The sequence below is a fragment of the Bacteroidia bacterium genome (assembly GCA_033391075.1).
Lineage (GTDB): Bacteria > Bacteroidota > Bacteroidia > J057 > J057 > JAWPMV01.
Genome location: JAWPMV010000003.1, coordinates 72915 through 89512, shown reverse-complemented (window position 1 = coordinate 89512; position 16598 = coordinate 72915). Strand labels below are relative to the sequence as shown.

Genomic DNA, 16598 nt, shown 5'->3' with positions numbered 1-16598 from the left:
TGAGATTCTTTTTTTTGGTTAAATGTTTAATAGTTCAAAGTCTTCTTTAAGTCAGTTGTGTGGGTTCGAGAACCCTCGAGAGTCTATAATAAATAATTAGTTAATCGGAGCCTTTACCAAGCATATCCTCGAGATGAAAGCGCATAGTTTTTGCAGCTTTCTCCGGATTTTTTTCCTGGATGTATTCGAGAATTTCTTCGTGTTCTTGTAATGATTGATAGAATCGTCCATCTCCACAGATATTGAGTCTCTGGGAATACTTAACCATGTCTGGAAAGATGATCATCGAAAGCGAGCGCAATACAGAGTTTTTGCTTGCTTCTGCGATTCTTAGATGAAACATCAAATCCTCTTCTACCCCGGCTTCTTCCATCTCTACCTTTTTTCTAAATTCCGATAGTGCATTGGAAATTTGAACCAGGTCCTCATCTGTTCTTCTTTCTGCTGCCAGGCTTACCGCTTTCACTTCCAGCATTGTCCGCGTTTCTACCAATGAGTGGAAATCAGGATCTTCAATTTGGAGTACATTTGTAATCAGGCCTTCCAAAGCTTTAACTCCCAAACCGGAAACAACTGTCCCGTTTTGAGGAAGGGTTTTTAGAATCCCATAAAATTCCAGCTTTTTCAAGGCATCTCTCACATGTCCTCTCCCCACGCCAAATTGCTCGACTAATTTTCGCTCAGGGGGCAATTTGTCTCCAGGGTTCAATTGACCGGTTCTAATCAAATTTCTGATTTGATCAATAATGTTATCTGAAGGTTTTGCCAGAGATATTTCTTGAAAGAATTTCTTCGATCCCTTGTCGAATTGAGTAGCCATCTGCCCTAATATTGGTTAACCAATCATTGGTAATTGGTTAACCAATATTAGGGCTTTTATTTTTAATGTCAAAATATTGATTAGAAAATCAACGTAAAAAAACAAAGTCAGGCCCGGATTTGAGACCGGACTCGCTTGTATTTCCTGCACTTGGGATTACTCTTTCTCCTTTAGAACATTCGGTATAATCGCATCCCAGGCATTTGTCCGGGGAGTAGAAAGTTCCAAAACGGAGCATGCAGCTTTCTCAAAGAGTGCATCTTTCCAGGTTCCCAGGATAGAGTTGATAAACTTTTCTTCTTTGGGCATACCTGTAATCAAGAGGTCAAAGCCTGCCGACTTCTCGATGATCTTTGCCAGGGGTTTTTTATCCTGGAAGACCATATAATGTGTAGTGGATTTACAACTTTTGCCGAGTTCTTTGAGATATCCTTCTTCCGCTGCCAATTCAGTATGATCCGCTTCAGGAGCTGCTACTCTTATAAAGGTAATTTCTGCATTAAAGATACGAGCCATATCATCAGCTGTACTGACGACCAGATCCAGATGGGATCCTCTTTCGGGATAAACCAGAATCTGGCGTATGTACCGCACTCCCGCATCCCGGAAGAGGGCCATATTGCAATCCAGGTGCGTCATCAACCATCGGACCGGGTTCCTGATCCAACTACCATGGCTGGCACGTCCGGAGATTCCCATGACCATCCATTCACAATCTGTTCGTTCGCTGATGACCTGAACAGTATCTAAAAGTTCGTGGGTTACCGAGGAATCAAATTCAATATTGATCTTTTTCTCTTCGGCCATTGCTGCCATCCGTCTATTGAGGGAGAGTACTGCCGGATTATCTTCGATCATAGCAGTAAGCATGGTTTGCTCTGGAGCTTCTGTCAGATGTACTACCTGCACCTTTTTTCCATTCGCCAGTGCTCCGGCTATTTCTGCCAGGGTTTCCGGAGATCGTTCGTTTCCAAAAAGGGGAACAACGATTTCAGCATTTTCAGCAACAGAGGTAATGTTCTTTTTGAAAGGAGCTCCTTCTTCCAATTCCATCTCTTTTCCTTCTTCAGATCTATAGCTGGGCAGAAGGGCCGGTTTTTCCTTGGGATTCAAATAAGCTCGTTTTCCATATCGTTGCCAGACGCCTTTTCGGTCTGCATTCTTTTTTCCATAAAACTGATAGGCAAGGATGCCTGAAACCGTGATCACAATCGCACCTGTCAAAGCCAGTCCTCCCAGAAAAGCAATCAATACCATTCCCGAAACCACCCCAAATATTTGTATCCAGGGATAGAAAGGAGATCGATAATCCGGCTTATACCATTCCACCCCTGTCTCTCTCAAAATGATTACACAGGCATTCACTCCTACAAACATCATAATCTTGAAAGCAGAGGCAAGTTTGACAATTCTTTCTATAGGGATAAAGAGGATCATACATGCCATCAAAGCACCTGTTACCAAAATACAGATGTAAGGAGTCAGGTAACGCTTATTTACTTTGTGGAACATCGGAGGCAACAAATTGTCTCGACTCATGGCAAAAGGGAAACGAGAAGCGGCGAGCACACCTGAGTTGGCCATGGAAGAGAGAGTAACCACTCCCAGAACAGCAGCAATGGTTCCTGCCCATTCTCCTCCCAGTAAATGAAAGAGGGTATATATCGGCTTTATATCTGTTGCCAATTCATCTATCGGAATATTCCCCACAAGGACAAATACAACCAAACAGTATATAATGGTGATAATAGTAAGGGCAGCCATGATAGCCCGGGGTAAGTTCTTACCGGGATTTTTGACCTCTTCAGCTATTGCGGCAACTTTGGTGACCCCTGCATATGAAACAAATACAAATCCAATGGCGGTCACAAAGCCATCAGCTCCCTCCATAAATGCAGGTTCCAAATAGCTACTGTCCAGATTAATCAACCCCATAGCTGAAACACCAATCAAACAGATAAGACTTAGGGTTACGATTACCAATTGCGCCAGCCCTACCTTTTTAACCCCCATGATATTTAAGCCAATAATAATGCAAAGCAATACAATCGAGGTGAGTTTAAGGGGGACATTTGCCAGGACATTGAGATAAGCGCTTACACCTACCAGGGCAAAGGAGCTTTTCAGCAATAGGGAAAACCATAAACCAAAACCAGAAATGGTTCCCATCAAGGGCCCAAATACCCGCTCAAGGTAGATATAAGTACCTCCTGATGTGGGCATGGCGGTAGACAATTCGGATTTGGAGAGGGCAGCCGGCAATACACAGATACCTGCAACCAGATAGGCCATCCAGATAGAAGGACCTGTTTTCGCTGCAGCTAGTCCGGGCAATACAAAGATCCCTGACCCTAGCATACCTCCGATTGCAATTGCGACTACATATGGTAAGGATAGGGTGCGTTCAAGTTTTTTCAAAGCGTGGAATTTTTACAAATATCTTATCTCAAGCTACAAAATAGGATATTAAGGGAAAAACCCTAGAAACCGTATCATATCGACTTCTATTGTTTTCCTATTTCTTTAATTTGACAAGTTCGAATTTTCATCTATTACCTAGAAGAAGGCTACCAAAATATACAGAATCAAGCCCAGAAGAAGTACCATATGAAAGCGGTAATCTTTGTACCAGGGCATTCCTTCCATTCCTTCTGAAATCAATGACTTTTTGAAGGTATAGTTCTCAATTTTTTCAGAAGGTGGAGCTTCCGTTCTTTCACTTACTCCTATAAAGATGGCAGCACTAACTGCCAGCATGATTCCTACATTGATGGTAAAGTGAATCGGCCACATATCAAATTGTCCCAGGAGGAATAGAATCGTCCCTAAAACAGTGCCGATGACCAGGGTCCAGAAAGCACCTTCTGCATTTCCCCTTTTATAAAAAACTCCTAAGAGAAAAATACAGGCTATCGGAGGTACTACTATGGCAAACATTTGCTGTAGATATGCCCAAAGTCCTCCAAAGTTGGCAATCATCGGAGCCCATCCAGCTGCAACTACCATTAAAATCAAGGTGGACATTCTCCCATAGTATGCGGTCCGCTCGGGAGTAATGCCAGGATTGCGAGGCTTTATAAAGTCAACGACCAATAAAGTCGAGGCTGAGTTGAGGGTTGAATCGACACTAGACATAATAGCAGAGATCAATCCCGCCAGAACCAGCCCAATCAGACCAGATGGCAAAACTTCTACTACAATAGTTGGGAAAACAGCATCTGCATTTTCAAGTCCTGGAAATAAACTGATCGCCATTGCACCAGGAATCACCATTATAAATAAAGGAATCACTTTGAGGAAACCAGCAAGAATCACCCCCCAACGAGCATGTTGGATATTCTTACCCCCCAGAATTCTTTGGACTATATACTGGTTGGTGGACCAGTACCAGAAGCCCAGAATCGGAACCCCCAGCAAAAGACCGGGCCAGGGAAGAGAGCTATCACTCAAAGGCCTCACCATAGAAAAGTGTCCTTCAGGAGCAGAGTCAACTACTGTTTGCCAGGAAAAATCCAGTCGCTCAAATAACATATAGGTCAAAATGCTACATCCTAAAATCAGGATGATCGCCTGAATAGCGTCGGTATATACTACCGCTTTTAATCCCCCAAAAGCCGTATAGACCCCCGCGATCAAAGCCAATACAAGACAGGTTTGCCAGAGGATCAAATCCGGAAAGAAGGTTCGTAAAACAATAGCCCCTGCATAAAGTCCTCCCGCTGTATCCACAACTATACTGATGAAAATGGTGATGACGGAGAAAATTACCTGAGATCTTCTGTCAAATCTTCTTTCCAGAAATTCGGGGATGGTGGTGATTTGAGATTTCAGGTAGAGGGGGACAAAGACCAAAGCAGCTACGATCAAAGGTAGACCAGACATCCATTCGAAAACCGATTGGACAACCCCCGTGCTATAGGCCGCTCCGGATAGTCCAATGATGGTAGAACTGGAAATATTGGAGGCAAATAGGGAAAGACCAATGAGTCCCCAACCAAAGGTACGGCCCCCCAGAAATAAATCTTCGCCTGTTTTGGTTGAGCGGGCTATGTAAAGCCCTATTCCTAAAACGGCAACAAAATAGATCCCAATGATCGATAGATCTAGCGTAGTAATTCCTTCCATAAAAGCAGCTCTTGCAAGTAGTAGATATGATTATAATGCTCGAATATATTAAGAACTGAGCGCATTATCCTCCCTTTGCCCCATATTTTCTACCCACTTTTTGATTAGCATAGGTAGCACAACAAGGCCTGCATTTTAGTAGCATGCCTGGCATAACCGAAGCCTCTTTTTTCCGTATATCCTCTGTGTTGAATCCTAACACATCGTCTCTATAATCGTTCCGTTGGTCTTGTAAAGTATTCGCATGCAAATTAGAAAGCTGCTGCGATGGGAAGTCTTGTTATTGTTCAGCTTACTCTCCTGTCAAAGTGTAAATCCCTATTATCACCGAAAAGAAAAGGACTGGTCCCGAAATCGTCCGAATCCCAATCTGGAAATAGAACATACGATCTTTCTGATTGGAGATGCCGGCAAAGCCAAAGAAAGTGATCCCGTCCTCCGTTTACTCAAACATGAATTTCAGGAAGCAGGTAAACATAGCAGCGTCCTTTTCCTTGGGGACAATATTTATCCTAAAGGTTTACCTGAAGTAGGTATGCCCGGCAGGGAAAGAGCTGAAGGAATCCTCGATGCACAGATCAATACCGTGAAAGAGGCTGCAGGCAAAGCTTACTTCATTCCCGGCAATCATGACTGGGCCTATCCGGATAAAATTGGGGGTCGAAAAGCCATTCTCAGGCAGGAAGCTTATATAGAGGAAAAGCTTGCTAACAAGCATGCCTTTCTGCCCGATAATGCCTGTGGAGATCCGGTAGCAGTTGAAGTGGAAAAGGACCTGGCCATCATCTTCATCGATTCTCACTGGTTTTTACATGATTGGGAGAAAGAGCCGGAAATGAATGAAGGCTGTGAAGTCAAAACCCGCTTTGAGTTTCGAGAGAAACTGATCGAACTGATCGACGAATATGATGGGGGACACATTCTGCTTGCTCTCCACCACCCTATCTTCACCAATGGTCCCCATGGAGGCTATTTTTCTTTGCAGGATCATCTCTTTCCCCTGAGTAAAATCAATAAGCACCTTTTTCTACCTCTGCCAATAATAGGCTCCATCTACCCTAGCCTAAGATATTTGGGCGTTTCTCCTCAGGATCTGGGACATCCCCTCAACCAGCAACTGATCCAGATTTTACAGGATGTCACCTATAAAAAAGGAAATATCCTTTTCGCTTCAGGCCATGAACATGCTTTGCAATATTTTCGGGATGCCAGTACGGTTAGCGACAGGCACTACATCGTAAGTGGAGCAGGTAGTAAGGAACATGGATTGAGAAGGGGCGGAAGGGTTCGTTTTACTTATGGGAAAGAAGGCTTTGCCAAATTGACCTACTATAAAGATGGCTCCGTTTGGCTGGAAATGATTCGTCCACTTGGCAATGGGGATCGATCTGAGGTCCTGTTTCGCAAAAAAGTCAAGGATAAAAGCCTTTCTATTTCGCCCGAAACCCGTCAAACTCCATTACCCAAAGAAGAAGTTCTGGCTTTCGCAGATACCACTTACCAGGCAGGCAAAGGCAAGGAATTCTGGTTTGGAAAAGTATATCGGGACCTATGGGGAACGAAACTGCGTTTTCCGGTTATGGACCTAAGCCAACTCAATGGCGGCTTGAAACCGGTTAAGTTGGGCGGAGGCATGCAAACCCGATCCTTGCGCTTTAAAGCCCCCGATAAACGCCAATATGTGATTCGATCCGTTCGGAAAGATGTCACCCGGGCCATTCAATTTAATTTCCCGGGCATTCCTCAAAATACCATTATATCAGAAATTGTGCAGGATCAGATATCTATGTCTAATCCTTATGCTGCCTGGGTAGTTCCTGCCCTTGCCGATGCGGTGGGGGTTCCTCATTCCGATCCTTCTTACTTTTTTGTCCCCAAACAGCCTCTATTGGGTGATTTTAATGATCGAATAGGGGGCGAGATTTATCTTTTTGAGGAAAGACCGACCAAGCATACTCCTCCCGGAACAAGCTTTGGAGATGGGAAAAGGATCACATCTACCCCTAAAGTACTTCGAGCGATCAAGTCCTCCAATCAGCACAGAATCAATCAGAAAGAAGTGCTACGAGCGCGATTGTTTGATATGTTGCTCGGGGATTGGGACAGACATGACGATCAGTGGAGATGGTTGGTGAAAAAGGAAGGAAAGATCACTTGGTACCAACCCATTCCTCGGGATAGAGATCAGGTTTTTTCTTTAGTAAATGGAGTGCTCCCCACCATTTTGAGTAGCAAATGGGGCCTGCGTTTTGTCCATAATTTCACCTATAAGACGAGGGATGTTGTTGGATTAAACTTCAATGCACAATTTTTTGATCGCACATTCCTTACAGAGCCCAGCAAAAGTGACTGGTTGGAGATGGCTGAGGAGATTAAAGGAAAATTGAGCAATGAAGTCATCAAAAACTCGATCAAAGCCTGGCCGAAAGAGGTCTATGACCTTCATGGTGATTCAATTACAAAGATCCTGATCTACCGGAAAGATCATCTGCATGAGTTGGCAGAAGCCTATTACAAGAAATTGAGCAAAGAGGTAGATGTGGCAGGAACTGATAAGCGGGAATTATTCGAGGTAGAAAGGAAGGAACTAGGCATTACACGGGTACAGCTCTTTCGTTTGAATAAAGAAGGTGAGAAAAAAGACCGCATCTACGATCGCCACTTTTCCTTTCCGGAAACCAAAGAAATCAGGCTCTACGGTTTAAGCGGGGAAGATGTCTTTGAAATATCAGGGATTTCCCCGAAAAGCAGCCTGATTCGCGTGATTGGGGGTGGAGATGCGGATAGTATTGTAGATAATTCGAGAGTTAAAGGAGGTAGGCGAACCCGCATCTATGATACCTATTCCGGTAACAAATTGCAGTTGGGGTCTGAAGCAAAAAGCCTGCTTTCCAACCGAATTGGCATCAATACTTACAATCGAAAGGCTTTTCAACAGGACAAGCATCTCCCTTTGGTGGTGCTGGGATTCAATCAGGATGATGGATTTATAATAGGAGGAGGCCTAAAATGGACCCAATATGGTTTTCGGAAAACGCCTTTCAAGTCCCAGCAAACGGTTCTGCTAAAAGGTTCCTTGACTACGGGCTCTTTGAATGGTTATTACACAGGAATCTTCAGCCAGGTATTGGGGAAATCAGATCTATATCTGGATTTCAGGGCTTTTGCCCCCTCTTACATCATCAATTACTTTGGGCTGGGCAATGAAACTCCTTATTCTGATGAAATGAATGAGGATTTTGATTTCAACCGCCTCAGATTCTCTCGAATCAGGGCTTTCCCGGCGATTCAACGAAGCTTCAATGGCAACAAACAGTTCCTGCGTTTTGGCCCAGAATTCACCTTTACCCAGGTAGAAAGAACCCCAAATCGCTTTGTAGACAGTGATCCCAGCCTCTCGGAAGAAGACTTTGAAGGCAAATATTATGGGGGCCTGACCTTTAATTATGAATTGGATGGCAGAGATAATCCCATCCTCCCTTTGAGAGGCCTGCACCTGAATTTCCTCTCCAAATACCAGCTGAATCTACAGGACAGAAGCCAGGATTTCTATTCCATGAATGCAGACCTGGCAGCCTATTACACCTTTTACTCCCCTATCCTTATCTCTCTGGCAACTCGTATTGGGTTTGGAAGAAATTGGGGAAATTATGAATTCTTTCAAGCTCAAAAGCTGGGCAGGAGAGATAATTTGCGGGGATATCGGGCTGAACGATTTGCCGGAGATGCCATGTTCTACCACAATACGGAAATTCGTATCCCCCTTATCAAAATCAACAATCGATTCATTCCCTTTCGAACCGGTTTTTTGGCCTATATGGATCAGGGTAGAGTCTGGTATGCCCCAGAAAACTCCAGCAAATGGCATAGAGGCTATGGTGCAGGGATTATGCTGAGTCCTCTTTCTGTGGCTGTACTAACTGCCACTTACAATTGGTCAGAGGAATTCAACATCTTCGAAATCAAGTTCGGCTTTTTCTTCTAACCCCTCCCCTACCCCATCGGTTTTTCTTTCCCAGTCTGAGTTAGGTGATTCAGACTGGGAATTTAGTTATGAGCCTCAATTTTGCCCCAGGAACAACGATCTCTATCCGAACACCCAGATATACCATTTCTAAAGCAAGACTCCTTAGGATCCAGCCACATTGCCTATAACGGCCAATAGAAGCTTGCCTGAAGTCCCGCTCTTAGCTCTGCGTATCAAACATTAGCTCCTCTCAAGCTTATAGTTTCTTACTGGAAAGCAAGAATTATCAGGGAGTTCATTTTCAGTATTTACTCCACATTTTTGGAAATATGCAGCAGGATTAATAAGTTAAACTATTGATTATCAATTTTAAGAGTTTAAACGTTAAATCTCTTTAACGTTTTCTTGTTTTAACTCTTAAATTAAAATCAGACCTTTCGAAAAAAACAAATACATGCCTCGAATCATTACCATTAATTCCCAGAAAGGCGGAACGAGTAAAACCACCCTGTCTTTAAATTTGTACCACTATTTCACTGACGGAGGGCTTACCTGTGCTTTGGTGGACGCAGACGAACAGGGAAGCCTCACACAGCTCTTTGAGGACAATGAAGGCATGAACCTTATCCCGAGGGCTAATATCGATTCCTGGGAGGATATAGCGGCTATTGAGGATGCGGACGTGATCATCATCGATACGCCTCCTTACCTCGCTTCCGACCTGCCAGCTATTTTTGCAATGTCTGATATTGTGGTAATCCCCTTCAGGGCCGCCGCATTTGACATCTTAGCGCTTAATGCTACCGTTGGGCTGGTGGAGTCAGCAAAGAAGGAGAACGGCGCTCTACGGGCCTGTATCGTCCTCACTCAGGGAATACACTCCACCGGTTTCAACAAAGATGCCCGTCTTGCAGTGAAGGAATACGGCTTGCCTGTTCTGAGTTCTGTGATGAAAATGCGGGTAGATTATGCACGTTCCCTGGATACAGACAAAGCCATTTACAGCACTGAAAACCCCAAAGCCATCAGCGAGATCGAAGCTATCGGCAATGAGATCATCAATCTCGTGGACGTAGGTTAATAATTTCCATTCATCCAAAAAACAGATCTGAATCATGAGTGACGAGAAGAAAAACCGCTTAGCAAAGTTTACCAAAAAGCCTCAGCAGCCGCATGTTCCCCGCATGCAAAAACCCGTAGTGAAAAAGCCCGCTGGCAAAATTGGAAGACCCTCCGATAAGGATCCGGATAAGCACTATGTCAAGCTTTGTGCAATGGTTCCCTTTGAAACCAAACGCAAGCTTTCTATCGCTATGCTGACCAGTCATGAAGGGAAATTCAAGACCCAGGATGCTTTCGTCAATGCAGCTCTGCTTCATTACCTGGATACAACCTCATAAATTGATTTTCAATCAAAAAGCACCATAACTATTTGATTATCAATTTTTGGAGTTAAAACGATTAAACGCAAAAATATATTTTCCCTTCTCAATCCTCAAAACTGATGGCCTTCAAAAATCACCTATCCGGGTGAGGCTGGCCTGAAAATTCTTTCTCAACTTGGCCTTATGCATGCAGGAAAAATTCCTTTCCTCTGCAAGCAAAAAACGAGAAAGTCATGAAATTTTCACAAGCAACTCTGATCTCCTTCCTGATCACCTTGGTCTCTCTGATGATTCTCCTGGCCTGTGAGCAATTAGGTGGCCCGGACAGTCCCACTCCTCCAGAACAGGAATACCAGACTTTAGATCCTGATGAGCTTTCAACATTTTTAGTATTGAAAGACGCTTCCCAAATTTATGCTAGTATGCCCAATGCTCCAGATGGCCAAATAAAGCTGGACATCAGGGACAGTATTTTTTCCGTCAAAGGTTTTCCTCTGGGAAATCGTATCGATGTGTTGCATACAAGCAGTCAGCAGATTTCGGGCTTTTTTGTAGGGATAAAAGGAGCCAGCTCCTATTTTGATCTTCCAGAAGCAAAGCTTGAAGGCCAGGCCGAAACAGATAGCAGTTCTGTTCTCATGCTCGATCTGGATCCATCTGCAAAGCCTTTCTCTTATCCGCTTAGTGTAGATATCATCATCCAGCCTCATGATGAGGGGGGCAATCCGCTTGACGAATTTGAAAGAACCCTGATGGTTGAAGATCCGGATGTCCCTAATACTTCAGGAGGGTGCAATTCTATTGCCCAGGCGAATTCGAATAACAGGATTCATTGGGAATGGGATTATATGATCAGAGAGTATAATGGGGAAATTCTGAATGTATTTGCCCCAGGTTTAACTTCAAGCATTAATTCCCAGGGAGCAGGCTGCTGCAATAGCAATGGCCAGAGTTCCAATACTTCCAATAATCCTGCATGCGTCCCCAATACCAGCGCCCAAAACCTGAGCTGGGTAGAGCTTCCGGTCAATGACTATTCGGTTCGCCCTTATGAGTTGATGGAAATTTACGAGGATGGGTCGGTTTGTTTCTATGGGTATTATGTTAAAAAGCAATATAGCAGAGCTTCAACGGACTTTTGTGAAAGAAGGGTAGGGTACACCTATGAGGAGGAAGCATATGGGGGTTGTGGAAGTCATGACTTTCAGCCTGGGGGTAATCACATCAATTTTGATTTTCCTAGCTGGTCAGGAGGATATAGACTCCGAGGAGGAAATTTGGTCTATACTTGTCATACTTTCTTATTGATCTGGGGAGTAGATGACAAATTCACCAAGGTGTTCAAAAAAGCTCCTGTATATGATGATCCCATACCTCTTGATAATTCAATCCTATACTATTATGAATGGAAACCCTGGTATGATTGATTCATGCTCTCTCTGATTTTGTCTTTTCAGACATTTATTCCTTTTCTCCTGAGAGATTTCCTATTCTCAGGAGAAATCACATAAATCACTGATAATCAATTTTAAGAGTTTAAACGTTTTAACGTTTAAAAGGGATAGCGTTTCAGATCAATCGCGAATCAGCCAGAAGCTACCTGATTCCATTCCAATCCGATATCCCCTCAAAGCCGCCCAGTCAATGAAGGCCTGATTTCTTTCCGGAAGTCGGTCGGAGATAAAAATGCGGAAGTAATTTTCTGTATCTGGATGATCCCGAAGGAATCTTCCGCTTTCGAAAATCTTGTTGTTGATAAAAAGTTGTTGTTGTGCCCAGGCCTGAAAGAAAATCCAGTCTTCTTCTTTTGCATTTTCGCACAGCTTGTCCACCTGCTGTTTGCGATAGGCTCCAAACTCCGCTTCCAATTGCTCGATCAATCGAACCTCCTCTTGTCTCTCGGTACGCTTTCGCTTGCTGCGTTCTTTCGGAGGTACAGCGAACTCACTCTTGGGAGATTCCTTAAAACCTGAATCCAGCAATTTGATCAAATAAGCCGTTGCGCTGGATTTTATTCGTCCTGCTTCAAATTGCTTTCGGGTATATTCGATTGCTGCATTGATATCCTTTTCCTGGAGGGTATTTAAATAGTAGCGGCTTCTTTCCTCCGAAATCCCCAGTTTACATAAGGTATCCAGAACTTCGGGTTCAGCCTGAATTTCGACTTCGCTTTCTTTCCGTGCTCCAATCGCGTATTTAGATTTTTGTCGGGTAATGGTGAATTTGAGTAATTCTACTTTCTTTCCCTTTTTGATTTCCTCAAATTCAAAACTGATATCACATTTCTCCTTTAACTCCTTCTGGGCAGCAAAAACCGCATACTTCTTGAAGTCATTGTACTTTTTGTATTTATTCTCAACACCCAGAATGTATTTCAAGCGATCCACCTCAAAGGTGCAGCTTCCGGTAAATAGGTATTGTTTGAGTAATTGATAGAGGCGAATGGAATGGATTTTCTTCAGGGCAAGAATGTTTCGAACATCATAAGAAGTAAATCGCTCTTTCAATTGCAGCAAATAAGGCCTCAAATCAGGATGGAAAACAATCTCCACATAAGGCTTCTTTTTATCATAATCAGCCCGATACAGGATATTCCTTTGTTTGAGTTTATCTCCGTCCCAAATTTCGATTACCTGTCCCATCAGGGATTTGGTAACTTCCCTTGCCCGTTCAAACTCGCCTTTATGTTTGGTCCCTGTCTCCGAAATAAAATCGGCCAGATATACCCGTTGCGTTTGAAACTCATCCAGATCTTTATCCAACTGAGCAATGAGCATCTCAAACAAACGTACTTGGGCCACTGTAAAGCCATTCATCCGGGCGTTAATGAGCTCATTACTCTTAACGACCAGGTGAGGATTGGACCTGGTAGCTACTGCCATAAGACTATACCTTTTTGATTATTAGCAAGTTCGGAAAAAAGCGAGTATTTCCAAACTACTCGTCTTATCCCCATTTTGCTCGCTTTTCTCTTTCCCCAATTTACTCGCCGATATCCCCAATATGCTCGTCTTATCCACAGCAAAGGCTGCTATTCGCCCCAATTTACTCGCTTTTGAAGGGATAAAGCCCGAATTCCCCCCCATTTTACTCGCTTTATAAAGGACTGATCAGGAATTCAAGGAGTTTACAAGGCTGAATTCCCCATTATTCTCGTTTTTAGTCCCCAAAATACTCGTCTTTAGAAGCCAACGATCCAAGAATGGAGCTAAAAGGGGAGGGGATTTGTAGCTTTTCAAAGGATGGCTCCCCAAAATACTCGCTTTATCCCCCAATATGCTCGCTTTAAGCCCCATTATACTCGCTTTTATCCGAATTTATGTGGATAACTTTTCAAGGCTAGATGAGAAGGTACATCCCCAATATACTCGCCTATCGGCCCAAAATACTCGCTTTAGTTCCCCAGACTACTCGCCATAGCCCCCACTATACTCGCTTTAAGCCCCAATCTACTCGTTTTATTCCCCATTATACTCGCTGATGGGGACTTTAACTTTCTGAATATGAAATAGTTATGCTAGTCTAAACTATTAAACTATAAACATAAACGAAAAACGTCACAGTGACTTTTTTTGATTCTTATTGACAAAGAGGATCCACTTCTGCTCCCAAACCAGGACTCAGGAAAGGAATGTCTAGATTCATTCCCCGCAATATAAGGAGACAGGCAAATACGAGAGAGGCTGTATATAAGACAGGCTTGATATATTGAGTAAGTCCCTGGCGGACATGACTAAAAAAGCTAAGTGCCAGCATAGCCGGAATGGTACCGAGTCCAAACAGCGCCATAAAAGCGAGTGATTCCTCCAGGCTATTGCTTGCCATAGCTCCAGAAAGAGCGACATAGACAAGGCCGCATGGAAGGAAACCATTCATAATGCCGGCATTGTACATCAGAGGTACAGAACGTTTTTGAATGAGGGAGGAAAGGCCGCCTTTAATTTTCAGGAGAAATTTTCTGAGGAAAGGAAGTTTGAGTAATCGATTTTCCCAATTAGGCAAGAGCAAAAGAATCAGAAGCCAGCTAATGCCCAGGATGATAGACAAGCTTTGCTGAAAGCCTGCCAGGCTCAGGCTTTGTCCAAAGATGCCTACCAGTAAACCCAGAAGAACGTAGGTAGTGGTTCTTCCGAGGTTATAGAGTAAACGACCCAGCCAGAATTTTCCTTTCCCACTTCCGGAAGAAAGAGCCAGACTGATCGGCCCACACATGCCTACGCAGTGTAAGCTTCCCAGAAATCCCAGACTTAAGGCGGAAAGGAGGTACATGTTTATTTAGATTTTGTTGAGAAAAGGCTCCAAACTCGTTTGTCATTGCGAGGGGACCGAAGCAATCCCCTAGACCTCAAATAGCCATCAGTATTGACGGAGATTGCTTCGCCCAACATTTGGGCTCGCAATGACAGATTGTTAGGGTAGATCATTGCTTACAAACTCAGATTCAATTCCTGGTAATAGGCTTTCTCATTTTGGGCCCATCTGATCTGAACCTGCCAGTTTCCACCGGCAAGTCCCTCTACAGAAATGCTTTGTTTTCCATCGGCGAGCTTTATGGGGAAAGCCCGATCAAGTTCAGCATCTGAAGGTCGGTAAAACTGGATAACTCCAATGGCTTGATGTGCGGACTCAGGAAAATGAAAGGAGAATTTCGATTCCCCCACTTTTTGTACTTCCACCTCTCCTTCCAATTCCTGGACATTTTTGATTTCCTGAATTCGTTTTTCGTAGGCGATTTCCTCCTGGTAGTAATCTTCACTGACCAGGTGAAAGCTTTGCATGCTGGCGAAAATGACAGCCGAAAGCATGCTGACGGCAAAGACTGTATAGAAAATGGCTATTTTTTTACCCCAGTTCATGATGATTAATTTAAGTTGACTGGTCCAAGAAAATTGCTGCTCGCTTCATCGACCCGCTTATCTCCAGACCATAGTTCTATTCTGATTTCGTTTTTTCTTCCTTTCAATTGATCCCGGGGGATCATGATCAAAATGATTCCTTGACTGATATTTTGAGGAGCAACTACAAATTCTTGCCCGATGACCTGAATCTCTCCCTCGTGAGAGATCAGCTTTATATCCAGATTCAATTCCTCTTTGGTCTTGTTGACCAGGTCGATATTGTACATATTGCTGATCTTGCCATCCTCTGTTTTTTGATAAAGAGTACCGGGAACACGCAATAAAGTGGTTTCGATATCTGACCTGCTAGCCAGGGAAAATCCGAGGACAGAAAGTAAGCCAAGAAGAACGACTATATAGGCGATAATTCTTGTGTTGAATCGGAAGGGTGTACCATTGGCTATTCCATTGTAAGAATCGAAACGGATGAGGCCTTTAGGTTTCTTTACCTTCTCCATGACCTGGTCGCAGGCATCGATACAAGCCGTACAATTCACACATTCCATCTGAGTTCCATTCCGGATATCTATGCCAGTTGGACAAACGGCTATACAAAGTTTACAATCAATACAGTCTCCTTTGTTGCTTTGGTCTTCATTCCTTTTTCGCTTTCCTCTGGGCTCTCCCCGAAGCCAGTCGTATGCAACCACAATCGAATCTCTCCCCAGCAATACTCCCTGCAATCTCCCATAAGGACAGACAGCGATACAAGCTTGCTCTCTAAACCAGGCAAAAACAAAATAAAAGATGCCCGAGAAGATCATCACAAAGCTGAAGAGGCCCCAATTCTCAGTAGGCGGACTCGTGATCAAAACACTGAGTTGATCGATGCCCACCAAATAGGCCATGACCGTATTTCCAATCAGGAAAGAGAAGAGGGCGAAAATCGAAAACTTGGCTGTTTTCTTCATGACCTTCTCCAAATCCCAGGGAGCTTTGTTCAGCTTCATCTGTTGGCGATAGTCTCCTTCAATCCAGTATTCGATTTTGCGGAAAAACATTTCCATGAAAATCGTTTGGGGACATGCCCAGCCACACCAGACCCGCCCAAAGATCACGGTGAAAAGAACAATAAAAACAAAGAAGGTAATCATCGCCAGGACGAAGAGGTGAAAATCCTGTGGCCAGAAGGTCAGACCAAAAACGATAAACTTCCTTTCAAGAACATTGAATAGCAAAAGGGGCTGATCATTCCACTTAAGAAATGGCCCTATAAAGAATAGGCCAATCAGAAGAATGCTCAACCAGGTCCTGCCCCTGTACAAACTTCCCTGAGGTTTTTTGGGGTAGATCCACTGACGCTTTCCGCTCTTGTCCACCGTAGCGATACTGTCGCGGAAAGTGTCAGATTCCAGTTCCTTTAAAAAAGGATCTTGCATAGATTCAGAGATTTCCTTTGCCAT

Annotated in this window: 11 protein-coding genes; 4 read left to right on the top strand and 7 right to left on the bottom strand. The window is 43.7% G+C overall.

From position 1 onward, the window contains the following. Positions 1-100 precede the first annotated feature (100 nt). The 3 genes from R8P61_33500 to R8P61_33490 all read right to left on the bottom strand — a co-directional run bounded on the left by R8P61_33500 (position 101) and on the right by R8P61_33490 (position 4945). On the bottom strand, positions 101-820 hold the full coding sequence (locus tag R8P61_33500) for a FadR/GntR family transcriptional regulator (GenBank protein ID MDW3652038.1): 720 nt from the start codon (positions 818-820) through the stop codon (positions 101-103). A 156-nt stretch (positions 821-976) separates the two neighbouring features. Then, positions 977-3238 carry an amino acid permease gene (locus R8P61_33495; GenBank protein ID MDW3652037.1) on the bottom strand — a complete coding sequence of 754 codons (2262 nt, stop codon included), beginning with the start codon at positions 3236-3238 and terminating at the stop codon, positions 977-979. Between the two features lie 138 nt (positions 3239-3376). Then, positions 3377-4945 carry a sodium:solute symporter gene (locus R8P61_33490; protein ID MDW3652036.1) on the bottom strand — a complete coding sequence of 523 codons (1569 nt, stop codon included), beginning with the start codon at positions 4943-4945 and terminating at the stop codon, positions 3377-3379. A 244-nt stretch (positions 4946-5189) separates the two neighbouring features. Here R8P61_33490 and R8P61_33485 point away from each other — a divergent pair, with 244 nt between their 5' ends. The 4 genes from R8P61_33485 to R8P61_33470 all read left to right on the top strand — a co-directional run bounded on the left by R8P61_33485 (position 5190) and on the right by R8P61_33470 (position 11724). Further along, the gene (locus R8P61_33485; GenBank protein ID MDW3652035.1) at positions 5190-8930 is read left to right on the top strand and encodes a BamA/TamA family outer membrane protein; all 3741 of its coding nucleotides are present in this window, start codon (positions 5190-5192) and stop codon (positions 8928-8930) included. Between the two features lie 436 nt (positions 8931-9366). Next, entirely contained in the window at positions 9367-9993 is a 627-nt protein-coding gene (locus R8P61_33480; GenBank protein ID MDW3652034.1) for a ParA family protein, read from the top strand. 34 nt (positions 9994-10027) lie between these two features. Further along, a complete protein-coding gene (locus tag R8P61_33475) occupies positions 10028-10312 on the top strand; it encodes a hypothetical protein (GenBank protein MDW3652033.1) in 285 nt (94 codons plus the stop codon). 218 nt (positions 10313-10530) lie between these two features. Beyond that, positions 10531-11724, top strand: coding sequence for a hypothetical protein (locus R8P61_33470; GenBank protein MDW3652032.1), 1194 nt, complete (start codon positions 10531-10533; stop codon positions 11722-11724). Between the two features lie 147 nt (positions 11725-11871). Here the strand turns inward: R8P61_33470 and R8P61_33465 are convergent, their stop codons facing one another. From R8P61_33465 to ccoG, 4 genes are all read right to left on the bottom strand, one after another. Beyond that, the gene (locus R8P61_33465) at positions 11872-13179 is read right to left on the bottom strand and encodes a replication initiation protein (GenBank protein MDW3652031.1); all 1308 of its coding nucleotides are present in this window, start codon (positions 13177-13179) and stop codon (positions 11872-11874) included. Between the two features lie 697 nt (positions 13180-13876). Next, a complete protein-coding gene (locus R8P61_33460; protein MDW3652030.1) occupies positions 13877-14566 on the bottom strand; it encodes a sulfite exporter TauE/SafE family protein in 690 nt (229 codons plus the stop codon). Between the two features lie 158 nt (positions 14567-14724). Continuing rightward, a complete protein-coding gene (locus R8P61_33455; GenBank protein MDW3652029.1) occupies positions 14725-15153 on the bottom strand; it encodes a FixH family protein in 429 nt (142 codons plus the stop codon). Positions 15154-15158: 5 nt separating this feature from the next. Continuing rightward, positions 15159-16598 carry a cytochrome c oxidase accessory protein CcoG gene (gene ccoG / locus R8P61_33450; protein MDW3652028.1) on the bottom strand — a complete coding sequence of 480 codons (1440 nt, stop codon included), beginning with the start codon at positions 16596-16598 and terminating at the stop codon, positions 15159-15161.

Excerpts from the sequence above, each read along its gene's own strand:
- R8P61_33500 (MDW3652038.1), bottom strand. The coding sequence starts at position 820 with ATGGCTACTCAATTCGACAAGGGATCGAAGAAATTCTTTCAAGAAATA.
- R8P61_33490 (MDW3652036.1), bottom strand. The coding sequence starts at position 4,945 with ATGGAAGGAATTACTACGCTAGATCTATCGATCATTGGGATCTATTTT.
- R8P61_33485 (MDW3652035.1), top strand. The coding sequence starts at position 5,190 with ATGCAAATTAGAAAGCTGCTGCGATGGGAAGTCTTGTTATTGTTCAGC.
- R8P61_33480 (MDW3652034.1), top strand. The coding sequence starts at position 9,367 with ATGCCTCGAATCATTACCATTAATTCCCAGAAAGGCGGAACGAGTAAA.
- R8P61_33475 (MDW3652033.1), top strand. The coding sequence starts at position 10,028 with ATGAGTGACGAGAAGAAAAACCGCTTAGCAAAGTTTACCAAAAAGCCT.
- R8P61_33470 (MDW3652032.1), top strand. The coding sequence starts at position 10,531 with ATGAAATTTTCACAAGCAACTCTGATCTCCTTCCTGATCACCTTGGTC.
- R8P61_33465 (MDW3652031.1), bottom strand. The coding sequence starts at position 13,179 with ATGGCAGTAGCTACCAGGTCCAATCCTCACCTGGTCGTTAAGAGTAAT.
- R8P61_33460 (MDW3652030.1), bottom strand. The coding sequence starts at position 14,566 with ATGTACCTCCTTTCCGCCTTAAGTCTGGGATTTCTGGGAAGCTTACAC.
- R8P61_33455 (MDW3652029.1), bottom strand. The coding sequence starts at position 15,153 with ATGAACTGGGGTAAAAAAATAGCCATTTTCTATACAGTCTTTGCCGTC.
- ccoG (MDW3652028.1), bottom strand. The coding sequence starts at position 16,598 with ATGGCAAAGGAAATCTCTGAATCTATGCAAGATCCTTTTTTAAAGGAA.